Source organism: Kurthia zopfii, from assembly GCF_003143955.1.
GTDB lineage: Bacteria > Bacillota > Bacilli > Bacillales_A > Planococcaceae > Kurthia > Kurthia zopfii.
In genome coordinates, this window is sequence record NZ_QFVS01000011.1 from 1 (window position 1) to 16257 (window position 16257).

Annotated in this window: 16 protein-coding genes and 2 riboswitches; of the genes, 4 read left to right on the plus strand and 12 right to left on the minus strand. The window is 37.0% G+C overall.

Annotated features, from left to right (window positions below; genetic code table 11):
* Positions 1 to 468: 468 nt before the first annotated feature.
* The 4 genes from DF281_RS05785 to DF281_RS05800 all read right to left on the minus strand — a co-directional run bounded on the left by DF281_RS05785 (position 469) and on the right by DF281_RS05800 (position 3869).
* Positions 469 to 1776 (minus strand): NCS2 family permease, encoded by a 1308-nt coding sequence (locus DF281_RS05785; protein WP_109349307.1) that lies wholly within the window; start codon positions 1774 to 1776, stop codon positions 469 to 471.
* A gap of 95 nt (positions 1777 to 1871) precedes the next feature.
* A riboswitch (purine riboswitch) is annotated at positions 1872 to 1973 on the minus strand.
* 96 nt (positions 1974 to 2069) lie between these two features.
* Entirely contained in the window at positions 2070 to 2708 is a 639-nt protein-coding gene (locus tag DF281_RS05790; protein ID WP_109349361.1) for a pentapeptide repeat-containing protein, read from the minus strand.
* A 90-nt stretch (positions 2709 to 2798) separates the two neighbouring features.
* The gene (gene apf, locus DF281_RS05795) at positions 2799 to 3464 is read right to left on the minus strand and encodes an aggregation-promoting factor (RefSeq protein ID WP_109349308.1); all 666 of its coding nucleotides are present in this window, start codon (positions 3462 to 3464) and stop codon (positions 2799 to 2801) included.
* A 222-nt stretch (positions 3465 to 3686) separates the two neighbouring features.
* Entirely contained in the window at positions 3687 to 3869 is a 183-nt protein-coding gene (locus tag DF281_RS05800) for a hypothetical protein (protein WP_109349309.1), read from the minus strand.
* Between the two features lie 113 nt (positions 3870 to 3982).
* On the opposite strand from DF281_RS05800, the gene DF281_RS05805 reads away from it, so the two are divergent.
* The 3 genes from DF281_RS05805 (at position 3983) to DF281_RS14710 (ending at position 5166) form a co-directional block, all read left to right on the plus strand.
* Complete coding sequence (locus DF281_RS05805; RefSeq protein WP_109349310.1) at positions 3983 to 4438, plus strand: DUF1801 domain-containing protein; 456 nt, start codon at positions 3983 to 3985, stop codon at positions 4436 to 4438.
* 49 nt (positions 4439 to 4487) lie between these two features.
* Positions 4488 to 4886 (plus strand): hypothetical protein, encoded by a 399-nt coding sequence (locus DF281_RS05810; protein WP_109349311.1) that lies wholly within the window; start codon positions 4488 to 4490, stop codon positions 4884 to 4886.
* A 136-nt stretch (positions 4887 to 5022) separates the two neighbouring features.
* Positions 5023 to 5166 carry a hypothetical protein gene (locus DF281_RS14710; RefSeq protein ID WP_166636085.1) on the plus strand — a complete coding sequence of 48 codons (144 nt, stop codon included), beginning with the start codon at positions 5023 to 5025 and terminating at the stop codon, positions 5164 to 5166.
* A 5-nt stretch (positions 5167 to 5171) separates the two neighbouring features.
* Here DF281_RS14710 and DF281_RS05815 read toward each other — a convergent pair whose 3' ends face one another.
* Entirely contained in the window at positions 5172 to 5402 is a 231-nt protein-coding gene (locus DF281_RS05815) for a hypothetical protein (protein ID WP_109349312.1), read from the minus strand.
* Between the two features lie 70 nt (positions 5403 to 5472).
* Between DF281_RS05815 and DF281_RS05820 the strand changes: the two genes are divergently transcribed.
* Positions 5473 to 6285, plus strand: coding sequence for a metallophosphoesterase family protein (locus tag DF281_RS05820; protein ID WP_109349313.1), 813 nt, complete (start codon positions 5473 to 5475; stop codon positions 6283 to 6285).
* A 91-nt stretch (positions 6286 to 6376) separates the two neighbouring features.
* Here the strand turns inward: DF281_RS05820 and DF281_RS05825 are convergent, their stop codons facing one another.
* The 7 genes from DF281_RS05825 to DF281_RS05860 form a co-directional block, all read right to left on the minus strand.
* The gene (locus DF281_RS05825) at positions 6377 to 7459 is read right to left on the minus strand and encodes a RelA/SpoT domain-containing protein (RefSeq protein ID WP_206058889.1); all 1083 of its coding nucleotides are present in this window, start codon (positions 7457 to 7459) and stop codon (positions 6377 to 6379) included.
* A 926-nt stretch (positions 7460 to 8385) separates the two neighbouring features.
* Complete coding sequence (gene guaA / locus DF281_RS05835; RefSeq protein WP_109349315.1) at positions 8386 to 9939, minus strand: glutamine-hydrolyzing GMP synthase; 1554 nt, start codon at positions 9937 to 9939, stop codon at positions 8386 to 8388.
* A 155-nt stretch (positions 9940 to 10094) separates the two neighbouring features.
* A riboswitch (purine riboswitch) is annotated at positions 10095 to 10196 on the minus strand.
* A 34-nt stretch (positions 10197 to 10230) separates the two neighbouring features.
* A complete protein-coding gene (locus DF281_RS05840) occupies positions 10231 to 12447 on the minus strand; it encodes a transglutaminase-like domain-containing protein (protein ID WP_109349316.1) in 2217 nt (738 codons plus the stop codon).
* Entirely contained in the window at positions 12447 to 13655 is a 1209-nt protein-coding gene (locus tag DF281_RS05845) for a DUF58 domain-containing protein (RefSeq protein ID WP_109349317.1), read from the minus strand. Before DF281_RS05845 ends, DF281_RS05840 begins: the two co-directional genes overlap by 1 nt.
* The gene (locus DF281_RS05850; protein WP_109349318.1) at positions 13652 to 14602 is read right to left on the minus strand and encodes an AAA family ATPase; all 951 of its coding nucleotides are present in this window, start codon (positions 14600 to 14602) and stop codon (positions 13652 to 13654) included. The genes DF281_RS05845 and DF281_RS05850 overlap by 4 nt, the downstream gene beginning before the upstream one ends.
* Positions 14603 to 14749: 147 nt before the next feature.
* Positions 14750 to 15451 (minus strand): ABC transporter ATP-binding protein, encoded by a 702-nt coding sequence (locus DF281_RS05855; RefSeq protein ID WP_109349319.1) that lies wholly within the window; start codon positions 15449 to 15451, stop codon positions 14750 to 14752.
* A complete protein-coding gene (locus DF281_RS05860) occupies positions 15448 to 16257 on the minus strand; it encodes an ABC transporter permease (RefSeq protein ID WP_109349320.1) in 810 nt (269 codons plus the stop codon). Before DF281_RS05860 ends, DF281_RS05855 begins: the two co-directional genes overlap by 4 nt.

Genomic DNA, 16257 nt, shown 5'->3' on the forward strand with positions numbered 1-16257 from the left:
TCTCCATAAAAAGTGTTTGAAAGCTCATTTGCTTTGCTAGCGTTATCTATGATAACAATTGCTTACCACTAAGTGATAAGACTTTATTGTGATTAACTTCTTGCTTGTTTAGTTTTCAAGGTTCATGTTTTGTTTGCGTCACTTGTTAGCGACTCACTTATTATATCAAGATAACTTGATGATGTCAACAACTTTTTTCAAGTTGTTTTTTTAAGTTTCGTTCGCGTCTTGCTTGACGACTTATATTATTATAAGCGCTACTCTCATGAAAGTCAACAACTATTTTAATCACTATTAAAACGTTTTGTACAACTTGTTGAGGCAACGTTGATAACTATACGCTTTAAACACTATACTGTCAACACTTTTCCTACACTTAATTTCCCTACGCTTATTCTTCTACATAAAAAAACTCGAAAACCGTTTCTGGTTTTCGAGTTTCTTCTATATAATGCGTTTGTTTTTGAACTACCTTACCCAGATGAAGTAAGCGATGAACACGAAGAATAATAAGTACATAATCCAGTGAACTTCTTTACGACGACCTGCAAGTAACATTGTAATTGGGTAGAAAATGAATCCAACCGCGATACCAGAAGCGATACTATAACCTAATGGCATCATGATCATTGTTAAGAAAGCCGGTACTGCGATCTCGAATTTATCCCATTCGATTAATTTCAATGAAGAAACCATTAGAATACCAACGATTACTAACGCCGGTGCTGTTACTGCTGATGTAATAACATCTAGTAACGGGAAGAAGAATAACGAAATACCGAATAAAATTGCTGTTACAACTGCTGCGAACCCTGAACGTGCGCCTGCAGCAACACCTGCTGTAGATTCTACATAAGCAGTCGTTGTAGATGTACCAAGAACTGAACCAATTGTTGTACCAAGTGCGTCTGACATTAATGCGCGACCTGCACGTGGTAATTTATTATTTTTAACTAATCCTGCTTTATCCGCTACAGCCATTAATGTACCAGCTGTATCGAAGAAATCTACGAATAAGAATGTAAGTACAACGATTAAGAATTTAAGATTTAATAATGATGAGAAATCGTTTAAGATCGGATCAAGTGCAACACCGAATGTTGGTGCAAGACTTGGAATAGATGAAACGATTGCTTTCGGAACTTCAATAACACCTGTAAGCATACCAATGATTGTTGACAGGATAATTGTAATGAAGATTGCTCCTGGAACTTTTCTGACCATTAAGATTACTGCGATTACGATACCCGCTACTGCTAGTAATGTACTTCCTTGTGTGAAGTTACCTAATGTTATTAGTGTAGCTTCATCAGCAACGATAATTCCTGCACCTTTTAAACCAACAAAAGTGATGAATAATCCAATACCTGCTGATACTGCATATTTTAATTGAACTGGAATGGCGTTAATAATTGTTTCACGAATACCTGTAAGTGAAAGAATGATGAAAATAATACCTGAGAAGAATACGCCTGTTAAACCAGTTTGCCAAGGAATACCATATGCTGCTACTACTGTGAAAGCAAAGAATGCGTTCAAGCCCATACCCGGTGCTAATGCGATTGGGTATTTAGCTAAGATCCCCATAATTAATGAACCAATAATTGCTGCTACTGCTGTTGCTACGAATACTGCACCTTTATCCATTCCTGTCGATGATAACATTTCTGGGTTTACTGCCAGAATGTAAGCCATTGCTAAGAATGTTGTAACTCCCCCAATGATCTCGCGACGGTAATTAGTACCGAGCTCTTCAAATTGGAAATACTTTTTCATGTTATAAATCCTCCGAGTGTCGTCAAAAATATAAAAAAGCATACAACTTTTTTAAGTCGTATGCTCCGATTCTATGTAAGACATAGTACGAATAGGTCAGCAACCCATTCAATCGTAGTCAAGTAATTTACGGTTACTTGGTAGAAACTCCTGAGCCTTATTCTCAGCTTTATACGACGACGTTATTTAATTACTTTCATAATATATCATGGTCTTTTTTGAAATGCAACAGTTTTTCCGAACATTATTTAAGTTAAGTAAAATATAGTTCGTGTATTAGAAAAAACTTACTTTTATAGATCCGTCACTTGTAGGCCAAGTAATTTTGCAAAATAGATGGCTTGTTCGCCCGAAACCTTGCATCCACTTAAGAAATCAATCGTGACCGTCAACTCTTCAAACGAAGAAGTACTAATATCTAACCCTTTCATCTTCGTATCCTGGAAATTCACAGCCGTTAATTGGCAACGATCAAAAACCAATTGCTTATGCTTAAGTGAAAAGAAATCAGCACTATTCATTTTACATTCGGTAAATTGCACCTTCTCCAATTTCGACTCTCCGAACATCGCCATACTAATATTACATTCCTCAAATGATACATTCCCGATGCTGCTCTCGGTTAAATCCGCTCCAAGCAATTTACAATTAACGAACTCCACTCTATGAATCGACGCTTTACTTAAATTCGCATTCGAAAAATCACAGTTTTCAAAACGTACATCTAATAGGTCAATTCCTTGGAAATCCGTTTCTGTAAATCGGCTATTGCGAATGATCATATTCGACAATCTCGCACGATCCAACATATCCGATTCAAACTCCGCATCTCTTACATTGCAATTCGATAGTTCTGGATCTTCTTCTAATAAAATATCTTGGAATGGACGATACTCATAATCTTCATTTACTCTTGGTTTCTCAATTTTCACCATATATAACCCCTCCATCTCTCTATATGGATTATACTATGCCCCTTCCATCAAAAAAAGCTGCACAACTTTGAGTTATGCAGCCAACTATTAATACCAACCTTGTTTTAACCAAGCTTTTTTCGCATTATCCCATGAACCATAGCGTTGGCTTACATAACGATCCGCCACTTTTTCCTGATTCGCTGGAGAATAATCACCATTTAAATATGAATCTGTTAATTGATATTTACCGATGTATTTTCCAGATGCACTACGAGCGCTATAAGATCCACCTGATTCTTTATTCGCAATCCAAGCTTTTGCTGATGATGAATTTCCTTTATATGAAGAAGTTTTTTGAATTTTTGGTTGCGCTACTTGTTTTTGCACTGGTGCTACATATTGTTTCGGCGCTGCTTGTTTTTGCACTGGTGCTACATATTGTTTCGGCGCTGCTTGTTTTTGTACTGGCGCTACATATTGCTTCGGTGCTGCTTGTTTTTGTACTGGTGCTACATTATTCGTACTCACTACCGTTGATGAAGGAATCGTAATTGTCGCTCCCGCAAAAATCAAATGTTGATTCGCAATATTATTTGTTGAAACAATAGTTGAAACTAATGATGTATTCCCTACAAATTTCTGAGATATTTTACTTAAAGTATCGCCCGGTTGTACTGTATATGAAGTATCAGCACTCGCTGTCATTGATGCTGCTCCGAATAATCCTGCCGCTACTACCGTTCCAAGTGCTACTGTTTTAATTGATTTCATGTTTTGAATTCCACCTTTGTTTTTATTAGTGTGCCACGTACATTCATTTAATCTATACATAGATTAGCACACAAAAATATGACATCGGCTTCAAAATCATTACAGTTCCGTTACTAAATATGTTAATAATTACGCAAAGTTGTCATTTTATATTAAAAATCACTTATTTTAACGCATAAAAAAAGAGCCTCGCTTCAATAGCGACACTCTTCCATAGGCAAATTAGCTACCCATTTTACGTCTAGCAGAACTTGTTTGTTTAGCTTGTTGACTCTTCATTTGTTTCGTATTTGTACTACCGTTTTTACCGCCATTGTTTCCTGCAGCTTTGTTTTTCTTCTTTTCAAGCTGTTGTAAAACGGCTTCTTGTAACGTCATTTTCTTTTTCGGTGTATTTTCTGTCATGATTTCACCCCACGATATAGTTAAGCTATCTATATTATATGCTATGACGCGTGTCTTTATCAATTCTCATCGATATTATATAATGAAAGAAACGAATCCCGGGAGGTTTCCCTATGCCGGAAATTGAAAATTACTTAGCAAGTATTGACGAAGATCGCCGCGATGCATTCCTTCAATTGTATGAAGTTGTAAAAGATAATATGCCTGAAGGTTTCGAAGAACGTATGCAATATGGCATGATTACATGGGTTGTCCCTTTGGCAGTTTATCCAGATGGCTACTTAAATCGTGCAGATGAACCTGTACCTTTCATTTCTGTAGGCTATCAAAAGAAACATTTAGCTGTCTATCATATGGGCATCATGGGGAATCAACCTTTACTACAATGGTTTGAGGAGAAGTATGCGGAAGTTGTACCGACGAAATTGAATATGGGGAAAAGTTGTATTCGATTTACAAATGCTAAAAAAGTTCCGTTTGATTTGATTGGCGAACTTGTTCAGAAAATGTCGATGGATGAGTGGGTAAAAGCTTACGATCATTTCGCTGGGAAAAGGAATAGGAAATAACGCTACCTTGTGTTAGGTGGTTTTTACATATAGAAGGAGGATTTTACTCATGAAAGTATTGCGTGTAGTTGGCATTTCGATTAGTTGTTCTTTACTCTTATTCGGCTGTGGCCAAAAGAAAGAGGTGCAAGTTGAAGGCGCTAATGTGACAAATGCTAAACTTGTGAAGTCATTTTACGATGATGTTCAAAATAATACGAGCAGTGAATTGCGTATTAAAACAATTCATTCGAATGGCACAGATCCTACTCGAACAAAGCTTGAGTTCGAGAAAGGCGAGATTGTCTATACGGCGATTGGTTCAGAAGATAGTCCGAATACAGTCATTCACTGTAGTTCTTTTAATAAGCGTTCGGAAGGTTCAAAAACTGCTTACTTTTTAACAGGCTGCTCGAATACAAATTCGAAAAGCGCAGTCATCCCTGTCGTAGATCTTGAAGACAAATAAAATAGCGAGGTGGAAAGATGGATGATCTTTCTACCTCGCTTTTTGTATGTACTAAAATTGCTGTATTTTTATTATGTACGGAAATATGACTTTCGTTTATTCTGAAGTAAATACACGTATAGAAAGGGTTCATCAAATGATTAGACAAATTAAAGAGTTTTTCTTTCACGTCATGACATCCATCGTACTTGAATCACTATTTCTTTCGATTTTATTTTTCCCGTTAGTAATTATTTATTCGATTAGTAAAGACCCTGTCGCTAGTAAGAAGAATCATTAATATTTTTATAATTCTTCTATTCTTTCAATAAATGGTTTACCTTCAATCATACCTTTCGTATATAATTCTTCAGCAGTTTTGAAATACTGTGTATAGCTATCTGAAGATCTCGTTAAGAGAAAGCTTAGTTCTCCATCCACTCTACTGATCCACCATTCTTCACCTTTGTAATCAAAGCTCAATTCCTGTCCTTCATCAATCGCTTCTTGAACAGTTGTCCATGTTTCCTTGTCCATGTGATGCACCTCTGTTTTTGTATTTGATATACTTTCACTCAATAATACCAATAAGAAAAGAGGAGAAATAATGAAAACCTTATTAATCGGTGATCTTCATTTAACTGCACAAATAGTTTTGCCAATGGTTGAAAAGAAAATACTGGCTGAAAAGTGTGATCAAGTTATTTTCTTAGGTGATTATACAGATGCTTATTACCAAACTGAAAATACAGCACTTTATCTTGATGAGGTGAATTATTTATTCGCATTTAAAGAAAAATTAGAAGCGCAGTCGATTAAAGTTATTATGTTACTTGGAAATCACGATGCTTCTTATTTAACGAATAAACCAGTGCATTATTCATTGAGAGACGTTGCTGGCTTTAAACAAGTGCGGGAAAAATTGTTGAAATTAGATTTACAAATCGCTTATGAGCTTGGGGATTTCTTAGTTAGTCATGCAGGTTACACAGTGGATTATGAATTAAAAGATTGGCATTTTGAGAAAATCACTGAAAACTCAATTGAGCATGTTGAATGGTTGAATAAACATGTAGGGATTTCTCGTGGTGGCAATTATATCTCGGGTAGTCCAATCTGGGCAGATGCCAAAGAATTATCACGCCATCCGAATGAAAAACATTTGAAACAGATCATCGGTCATACGCCCCAACATAGAATACAACTAAAGAATTTGATTAGTTCAAAAGCAGAATTGATTTTCATAGATACTTTTACGGTCACACCTCTTGAGAAACCTCCTTATTTCAAACAATATGGCACAGGTGAAATTTTGCTACATGAAGATGATCACCTGCAAGTTGTGAAATTGGATTGGCGAACGAAAGAAACGATTAAAAAAATTAATGAGAAGTTTGTGCGGGGGGAGGATATGATTTAGTTCACATTGAAACACTAATAGATATTCAAGTTAGAACTAAGAAAACTAAAGTTGAATATTAATTCAATCTAAAAAATCCAACTTGAAATATTTATTTTTTCTTCTTTTTAGTCTTACTCACTTCCCCTGAGACAGTGTCCTTCATCTCTACAGCAGTTAATGCTGGATTCATTTTTTCTAGATTTAGCGCTGATGCTAGGCCTTTTAAAGTTAGCGCTGGATTCATATTTACTTGTTTTAATGCTGATGCTAGATCTTTTGAAGTTAATGCTGGATTCATATTTACTTGTTTTAATGCTGATGCTAGATCTTTTGAAGTTAATGTTGGATTCATCTTAATCGAACTCCATATATTGTTAGTTTTTACTTTATCCAAATCCTCAACTAAAGAATCCTTTTGCTCTTGTTTAATATCTAATGAATTTATTTTCGATTTTAACTTTTCAATTTCTTGTTCTTTTTCACTTAAAGAAAATTGCATGTTTGCCCATTCATTTTTAATTAATTTCACAGCAGAAGCCATTTCATCTGCGCTACCTGCTAAACGATTTAGCATCAATAAATTTAATGTTAAAACACTTGGAACATTGCTATTTGGATAACTAAGTTGATGATCTACTTCTCCATAACCTTCTTCAAAAATTGTTCTAACTTGAACTTCTACAATAATTTTTTGAATTGTCGGCATAAATTCGATAAGATAATGTACTGACCTATATCCTGTTTTTCGCGAGTTAATTTGTACACCTAAATTTGTGTAATTGTTTTGATTATCACCCTCACGAATATTTGCCTGTGACTCTTTAACTATCCAATTACCCGATATAAAATTATGAATGCTCAACCAATCTTCTTTAAATATATGAATTACACGAACTCCAATTAAATCTGTAATTTCATTTCTATAATTCTCTACCGTAAATTGAAATTCATTACCATATTCATTTTTTCTTCCCAGTGTTTTTCTTATGAGTTTTGCGATTAAATGTTCTGAATCCTTAATTCTTGTCCGCACAGTATGTACTTTGTCTTGTTTTCTTAGCAATCCTGATATTAAATTCGCATATTCTTCTAAGGTTTCTTTATAACTTTCAAAATCATTATAAATATCAATTAACGTCTCCCAATTAATATTATTTTTTTCTAAAACATTACTTTCAAAACTGTATTTCACCAAAAATTCTTCCTTGTTAATATTTATTTTAAACTCCTCCTTAAAATAGAATCTATCAAGTCTGTTAAAAATCAAGGCTATAGATTAATTTAGAATTACTATTCGATTTACGCTTTTAGTAGTTACTAATACTGTATATAATACTACTGAAACAATCCGACATAGCAATTCGGATTATAAAAATGTGATTTATTCCCTATTTAATGATAACAGGAATACACTTTTTAACAAATGATAAATTCATTACAGATTATTCACGTAGATATCACACAGTTCTTAAAGTGACTTTCTATCTATCCTTTCTGATTCAGTAAAAGAAGTAGCTAATAAATGAGCTTTTCTAACTTTATAACTTCCCTACTTTTCTACTCTAGTTTATCTTCTACTCTAGTTTATCTTCTACTCTAGTGGTTGCTCCTGCGGGTTTTTCTTCTCAGGTTTCGCTTCCATCTTCCGTGCTCCCTCCCGCTTCGCTCCGGTCGCAGGAGTAACCCCGTTCTTTTCTTCTCTAGTTCTTCTTCGACTCCAGTGGTTGCTCCTGCGGGTTTTTCTTCTCTGCTTTTCCTTTCACCTTCCGTGCTCCCTCCCGCTTCGCTCCGGTCGCAGGAGTAACCCCGTGCGCTTTTCTTCTCTAGTTCTCCTTCGACTCTAGTGGTTGCTCCTTCGGGTTTTTCTTCTCTGCTTTTCCTTTCATCCTTCCGTGCTCCCTCCCGCTTCGCTCCGGTCGCAGGAGTAACCCCTAAGTGTTCCTTCTCCAGTTCTCCTTCAACTCTAGTGGTTGCTCCTGCGGTGCTTCGCATCCTCGTCGCAAATAATCCTTGGTGAGCTATGCTCACCTGAGCAACATAGTTGCTCTAACAAAAAAGAGACTATGCGTCTGCAAGCGAGCTTGCACGCATAGTCTTTGTTTTTTTGTTAAGGCTTATTTATTCCCACTCAATAGTTGCTGGTGGCTTAGACGTAATGTCATAGACACAGCGGTTGATGTGATCAACTTCGTTTACAATGCGGACTGAGATTTTTTCTAGGACGTCCCAAGGGATACGTGCCCAGTCAGATGTCATACCGTCGATTGATGTTACTGCGCGGATACCGATTGTGTAATCGTATGTGCGTTGGTCGCCCATTACGCCTACTGAGCGGATGTCAGGTAATACAGTGAAGTATTGCCAGATGTCGCGGTCAAGACCGGCTTTAGCGATTTCGTCACGTAAGATGTAATCAGATTCACGAACGATGTTTAGTTTTTCTTCTGTTACTTCACCAAGTACGCGGATTCCTAGACCTGGGCCTGGGAATGGTTGGCGCCACACTACTTTTTCATCAAGACCTAATTCAAGACCTAGTAAACGTACTTCGTCTTTGAATAATGTGTTTAATGGCTCGATTAATTCAAATTGCATATCTTCTGGAAGACCACCAACGTTATGGTGAGATTTGATTGTTTGAGCTGTAGCTGTACCTGATTCGATAATGTCAGTGTAAAGTGTACCTTGCGCAAGGAAGTCCATGCCGTCTAATTTAGCTGCTTCTTCATCGAATACGTAAATGAATTCGTTACCAATAATTTTACGTTTTTTCTCTGGATCAGAAACGCCTTTTAGTTTGTTCATGAAGCGTTCACGAGCATCGATTTTGATTAAGTTCATATCGAAATCTTCCGTGAATGTTTTCATAACTTGGGCAACTTCGCCTTTACGGTTAAGGTTGTGGTCTACGAACATACAAGTAAGTTGATCACCGATTGCTCTGTGAATTAATACAGCAACAACTGATGAATCTACGCCGCCTGAAAGTGCGCAAAGAACTTTTTTGTCGCCAACTTGGTTACGGATTTTTTCAACTTGCATTTCAATGAAGTTTTCCATTGACCAGTCGCCTTTTGCTTTACAAATATCCATAGCAAAGTGACGTAGTAATTCATTACCGTAAACAGAGTGACGTACTTCTGGGTGGAATTGAACTGCATAGAATTTGCGTTTTTCGTCTGCCATAGCAGAGATTGGGCAAGATTCGCTTGTAGCAACAGTTGTAAAGCCTTCAGGTGTTTCAGTTACTAAATCACCGTGACTCATCCATACTACTTGTTCAGTTGGAAGATCTGCGAATAGAGAGTTTTCAGCAAGGATTTGAATCTCTGCTTTACCATATTCACTGTTTCCAGCTTTTTCAACTTTACCGCCAAGAGTATGAGCCATTAATTGCATACCATAGCAAATACCTAGAATTGGTAAACCTAATTCGAAAATAGCTTCGTCAATGCGGAAAGCATTTTCACCATATACTGAATTAGGGCCACCTGAGAAGATTACGCCTGTAGCGTTCATAGCTTTTAATTCTTCAGCTGTAACTGTGTGGGGATGTAATTCACTATACACACCAAATTCACGAATACGACGAGTAATTAATTGATTGTATTGACTACCGAAATCAAGAACGATGATCTTTTCTTGTTTCACTAAATTTGTGCTTACTGACAAAAGTTCCACCTCTTCATTAAAATTAATTGATTACTTCATTTGCTCAAAATATAAGGGAGTCTCTATTAGAAAAAACGCGTAGGAAAATAATCGTTTATTTTCTACGCGTCTACTCTCAACTAAAAGATGATCTACTAAGTTCTGTTTCATAATGGTAACCGTTCAGTCACCTTCATAGTCAAGTCATTTACGGCAACTTGGTAGAAACATTCGAACCTTATTATCGAACATATATGAGGGTAATTCAATTATTATACTTTGCATTTAGTTTACCTTTTGTATGACTTAAAATCAACCTCTTGTTTGATTGATTAAATTTTCCCAACATTCTTTAAAATCAATCCACTTCGCAAGTTCAGCATCAGGATTGTATAGTTCCTGCTCCATATAACTTGTCAACGTTGAAAAGTCATTCGTTTTTAAGTAACTGTCGACTCTCATTGCATATCCATGTAATGTTTCGCCATCTTCTCGTTTTAATCCGAGTTGCTTATCTAATCGGCTCACTACTTTTTCATATGCCTTACTTAAACTTGGGTTCTTTTTGTTGTAGTACCAAATTAATAAAGTCGGCATTATTTTTCGACGTTGATTAAATAAGATTGTAACAACTAGTAATCCAATTGCGGCAAGCGTCCACCACAACCAAGTAATCGAGGCTTTATTCTCCTCTTTTTTCTCTGGTTGTTTCTGCGCTTCTTTCTCTTTCTTTAATTGCTTTTCTTGAATTTTTTCTTCTTTTTCATTTTGAGCTTTTTTCTCTTCTTGCTTTTTCTTTTCTTCTTTTTCTTTTTTAGCATCTTCTGTTTTCGGTGCAGTGTCAGAAGCTTTTTCTTCTTCTAGTTGTTCAAATCCTTCGAAACCAATAGTCGGTTCAAACGGCATCCAACCAACTTTCGGCACATACACTTCTACCCATGAGTGTGCGTTATTGTTCGTAATACTGTATTTCTCTTCATTCGAAGATTCGCCAGCACTTACAATTCGCTCACCAGGGGCAAAACCTTTCACCCAACGCGTAGGAATGCCAAGTGTACGCATCATAACAACCATTGAAGATGAAAAGTTATCACAATAACCAATCTTCGTATCAAATAGGAATCGATCGACATAATCTTCTTTTCCTTTTGGATAACCTACATTTAGACGAGAATATTCATAGCCTGCTGTTTTAAAGTAATCAACAACTGCATTCGCTTTGTCATTGACACTTTTCTCATTCTTCGTAATCTCTTCAGCTAAAGCGCCAACTCGATCCGGAAGGTTTTTCGGAACTTGTAAATAGCTTTCCTTTTCTTCTTTAGTAAGAATTTCTTCACTTCTAATTTGATTCACTCTTGAAGCGTTCAATTTTGATTCTTCATAAAGTGGTGGGCTATATTCGTAACTATAATTTAGAAGAGAAAGTTGTTCCTTCCCTTGCATAGCGCGGATTTTCCCAGAATCCACTTCAATGTAAAATTTATTTTTCTTCACATTACTATGAAGCACTTTTTCGACACCATATGGCTGAACGAGGAAATTATATTTCTTATCCATCGTAATTGCCATTGTCGTAGTATCTTTTTTGCGCCCTTTTGGAATGGAAGTTTTCACGTCTTGGCGATATTTGAAAGTGTTGACGAATATATCACCTTTTGGACGTTCCCAACCGCGACCTGTATACAATGACTTCGATTCGATGCGCATATATTGAGGTGTTTCAGAAGTATATTGTAAGACTGGTGTATCATCTTTTTCAAAATCTCCACCAAGTTGATGATCATCTTCCACATAGCCGATTTTCCCTTTTGCGCCCATGCTCGAATTTGCCCATTTAACGATGTCATTGATCGGTTCAGGTAGATTTTCAGAAGCTTCTTTCTTCGGCATTGAATAGGCGAATAAAGCACTTAATGCAATTAATATCACCAATGGAACTAGCAATTTCGCATAGTTTGCTACATTTGCGCGCATTCCATTTTCACTAATTAATTTCTCCGTGAAAAGAAGACCGGTTAATAACAGCCCTAAAATCATCGTACGAACGATACTCATTTCCGCATTGTAAGTCGTAAATGTATCCACCAACGCTAAAAAGATAATCGTCATAATGAAGAAATACATGATGGATCTACGTATTGTTAGCCAATGATGGATTAAATAAATCGTCATCCATAGTAAAACTAAAAATAGCACGGTTTTGATCGTATCATTAATGCTATACCAATCACCTGTTAACAAAGCTTTCAAGCCATTCGCGAGGCTATTCAATAAAGTACCTTCACGCGGATCTTGGATATAGAGCATAAACCAAATTATATAGACGAGCTTGATTGCTACCGACAAAACCGGGTTAATTTTAATAATATTTGTTGCGAGGCAAATAATGATAAACAGTAGTAACAAAGCTAAATGCCCTGTATCTGTTAATTCAATTACTGGACGTAGCCATTCCACTAACATGAGAAATATTAGCCCGTATAGTAATAGTAACTTCCCCCATTTTACAACGGATTCATTGGACATTAGTTTGCCCCCTTGCTTAATTCATGGAAGTGGCCCATATGTGTGTACTGCACACGAATCCCCATTTTTTCTGCGGATTCTTTAATCGCCATTTCTTCATTGGAAATTTTATAGTTCGGTCGAGTGACGACGTAAATAATTGGGACACTGCCCTTTTTCGCACTTCTCCCTAATAATTCGACCCATTTACTCGTCAAATTCGATGTAATTAAAATGATAGCTTTCGTACTTGTTAACAACTCGTCGCCATCATATTTACCTGTAATATCTTTCGTTGTTGGAGATACGGTTGCAAGATAATACATCAAATTCTCTACATCGTTCAATGTGTGTACTTGATCTAATTCAAATCGTCTCTCACCCGCTCCTAAGAAGCACACATGCTCCTTCTGGTGATGCGCTGCTGATAGTAATGATGCAGCCAATGATACTTGCCCTTCAAACTCATAGCCCTTCATACCGTCAAGTAACACACACACATCTTCAGATTGCTGAAATTCAAATTCCTTCGTATATAAATCACCTGTTTTCGCTAAACTCGACCAGTGAATCCATGACATCCGATCACCTGGTGCATACTCACGCACACTTGCTACCATTGTAGAATGATGTTGTTTTTTACGATTTGTTTGCCCGAATTGCCCTTGTTCATGCGAAATCGTACGGTTAAATTGCATTTGTTCCACATGTGGATAAACAATGAAAGTTTTCGGTGATTCGATGAATTTCGATTTCCGAACCCATCCTAATGAATCCGCTGCACCTACTTGGAAACCAAATAACTCATGCTTCCCTCTCGGTAGCTTCTCCACAACATACGTCCAACTCACTTCTTTTTTGAAGCCGATAGGGATTAATTTACGCGTAACCTTCTCATCTAACTGTCTAAAAACGCCACTCGGTTCCACTTCTTGCACGACTAAAAATGGAATCGGCCATGAAGAATTTCGCTTCAATATAATCTTCATCTTTATAGATTGGCCCTGTATTAATCTGTCGCGATTCATTTCTCGCTCAATCGTAATATTGCCAATTGGCGCAATAAAAATTAACGCAGAGAAGCAAACAAATGGCAGCAACATAAAAAATACAAACCATAGGAAAAAACCGCCTTGAATAATAGCAAAAGTTAGCGTCACTAAAATGAGTAGTACAACGAGCAACAATCTTACAACTGAAGAAGTTACTCTTTGGATTTGCGATTTCATAAATGATCCATCTTTCTAACTGGAACAGGTACGTTAATCAAAATTCGACCGACTAAATCTTCCGCAGATAAATTATCGTAACGAACTTCCGGTTTCAGCATAAGGCGGTGTGAAAATACGAATGGCGCTAAATACTGCACATCATCAGGCGTTACATATTGTCGACCTTTTAATAAGGCATATGCTTGCGTCGCTTTCATTAATGCGATTGAAGCACGTGGACTCGCCCCTAAATAGACCGCTGGATGATTTCTTGTTTCTTGTGCGATTGCGACAATATAACTTTTGATCATATCCGAAATCGATACTTCGTCCACAAGTTTTTGCATTTCAATTAATTCTTCTAAAGTCACAACTGCTTGTAATGATTGAAGTGGTGAGACACCTTCTGCTCGGCGTAAAATCTCTACTTCATCCATTTTTGTCGGATAGCCCATTTTCATTTTTAAAAGGAAACGGTCAAGCTGTGCTTCTGGCAGTGGGTATGTTCCTTCATACTCAACTGGATTTTGAGTGGCCATGACGAAGAATGGTTGCGCTAACGTCATCGTATTGCCATCAATCGTTACAGAAGCTTCTTCCATCGCTTCAAGCAATGCTGCTTGCGTCTTTGGAGAAGTACGGTTAATTTCATCGGCTAAAATGATATTGCCCATAATCGGTCCTGGGCGGAATGAGAATTCCATTTCTTTCGGATTATAAATTGACACACCAATAACATCTGATGGCAGTAAATCAGGTGTAAATTGAATACGTTTAAAATCAGCGCTCATAGACTTCGCTAGCGCTCTTACCATCATCGTCTTACCGACACCTGGAACGTCTTCTAAAAGGACGTGACCTTTCGCTAAAATGGCGATGACACTTAGTTCTGCTATATGTTTTTTACCAATCATTACTTTTTCAATGTTTTCAATTACTTCTTGCAACTTTTTTTGTACGTCCATCCTTCTTCCTCCAATATTCATAATTACTTTCTATTTTGAAGTTAAATACATCTATAGTCAATCTCATCATGGTTTTTCTGTTAAAAAATGTATGTAATTCTCAAAAACAAAGGGTAGCGCTGTCGATTCAGTGCTACCCCGGTCTATTTAGTACTTTTTGTTTTGTTGGCGAATTAGACCAATTTTTCTCATGAAGAGTTCTTCTAAATGATCTGCCTTCTCTTGTGATAACACTTCTTCTAAAGAACCGTTCATCAAGATTTGACCATCATGCAGTAGCAACACATCATCTGCTAACTCTTCTGCAAATGATAGCAGGTGAGTCGAGAATAAAATGGTTTTCCCTAATTCTTTTTGTTCTTGAAGAATTTGCTTCAATTCCGCAATCCACAACAAATCTAAACCATTTGTTGGCTCATCCAAAATAAGAAGTTTCTCATCTCCAAGTAAACTTTGAGCGAGGTTTAATCTTTGGCGCATCCCTTTCGAGAACTGACGCACATGCTGTTTGCGATGTTCCCAAAGCCCAACTCTTTTTAATACTTCTTCTACGCTTGATTTCGGCAGTTTTTTCAAATGTGCCAGCAATTGTAGAATTTCAAATGCAGTTAATGTTGGTGGGAAGTTAATATCATCCGGCATATATTTAATCGATACGCCGTCTTCCCATTGTAATTCACCGCTATCATATTCTTCTTCACCGATTAATAGGCGGATTAATGTACTTTTACCAGCACCATTTCCCCCAGCTAATGCGATGATTCTTCCACTGTTTAACTCGAAGTTAATACCATGTAATCCATTGTTAGAGGAGTAAACTTTCTTAACGTCGACACCTTTTAAGATCATTCAGCTCGCCCCTTTCGTGATAAAATCCACTGACCAATGAATAATGGTCCTAAAATCCAAGCTGCGCATACGATACCGAATAATAAGTAGCCGAATACCGAGTTGTAGAAATCAGTAAACTCGAAGAATGAAGGGCCGAGTACTGTCGTTTGACCAGAGAATAGGAAGTAACCGAAACGGATGAATTCTGCTGGGTTTAAGTGCATCATAATAATCGTCAATGTTAATGTCACGTGTCCTGCTACGAATGTTCCGACTGCCATTAATACATATTGTAGTAATAATAACGCCGCTGCCCATACGACAAGTGCAAGCGCTAAAGCGTGTAATCGGTTTTTCGCAATTACACCACAGAGAACTGCGATCGCTGCGAATATTAACACCGTTAAAACAGATAGCGATACGAAGACTAATGGTAATTGTACTGAACCTGCAACGCCACTCATAATTAATACGACTGCAAATGACATCAGTAGTATTAAGAAGAATGACAATACTAGAGAAATATATTTCCCGAAAATATAGCCTGTTAAAGACATCGGATATGTTTTGAGTAATGAATACCAGCCCGATTCAATATCACTTGCTACACTCATACTTCCGATCGTTAAAACGAATAACGGTAATAGGAATAATAGTAAGTTTAAGAAACTAGCCGTCTGTCTCGTAAAACCATCCACTGGTAATGCTAGTTGTTGAATTAAAGCGATTGCTGCGAATACTAGAATAAAAAGTACACCGACTAATTGCATCCAGCGACTGCGCAACATTTGCTTCCATTCTAATTTTATAAATAGTTGGTTCAT

What these genes read in the sequence shown, in the direction of transcription:
- apf (WP_109349308.1), bottom strand. Translation starts at nt 3,464, where the DNA reads ATGAAATCAATTAAAACAGTAGCACTTGGAACGGTAGTAGCGGCAGGA.
- DF281_RS05805 (WP_109349310.1), top strand. Translation starts at nt 3,983, where the DNA reads ATGCCGGAAATTGAAAATTACTTAGCAAGTATTGACGAAGATCGCCGC.
- DF281_RS05845 (WP_109349317.1), bottom strand. Translation starts at nt 13,655, where the DNA reads ATGAAATCGCAAATCCAAAGAGTAACTTCTTCAGTTGTAAGATTGTTG.
- DF281_RS05860 (WP_109349320.1), bottom strand. Translation starts at nt 16,257, where the DNA reads ATGAACCAACTATTTATAAAATTAGAATGGAAGCAAATGTTGCGCAGT.
- DF281_RS05820 (WP_109349313.1), top strand. Translation starts at nt 5,473, where the DNA reads ATGAAAACCTTATTAATCGGTGATCTTCATTTAACTGCACAAATAGTT.
- DF281_RS05785 (WP_109349307.1), bottom strand. Translation starts at nt 1,776, where the DNA reads ATGAAAAAGTATTTCCAATTTGAAGAGCTCGGTACTAATTACCGTCGC.
- DF281_RS05855 (WP_109349319.1), bottom strand. Translation starts at nt 15,451, where the DNA reads ATGATCTTAAAAGGTGTCGACGTTAAGAAAGTTTACTCCTCTAACAAT.
- DF281_RS05850 (WP_109349318.1), bottom strand. Translation starts at nt 14,602, where the DNA reads ATGGACGTACAAAAAAAGTTGCAAGAAGTAATTGAAAACATTGAAAAA.
- DF281_RS05800 (WP_109349309.1), bottom strand. Translation starts at nt 3,869, where the DNA reads ATGACAGAAAATACACCGAAAAAGAAAATGACGTTACAAGAAGCCGTT.
- DF281_RS14710 (WP_166636085.1), top strand. Translation starts at nt 5,023, where the DNA reads ATGATTAGACAAATTAAAGAGTTTTTCTTTCACGTCATGACATCCATC.
- DF281_RS05815 (WP_109349312.1), bottom strand. Translation starts at nt 5,402, where the DNA reads ATGGACAAGGAAACATGGACAACTGTTCAAGAAGCGATTGATGAAGGA.
- DF281_RS05810 (WP_109349311.1), top strand. Translation starts at nt 4,488, where the DNA reads ATGAAAGTATTGCGTGTAGTTGGCATTTCGATTAGTTGTTCTTTACTC.
- DF281_RS05840 (WP_109349316.1), bottom strand. Translation starts at nt 12,447, where the DNA reads ATGTCCAATGAATCCGTTGTAAAATGGGGGAAGTTACTATTACTATAC.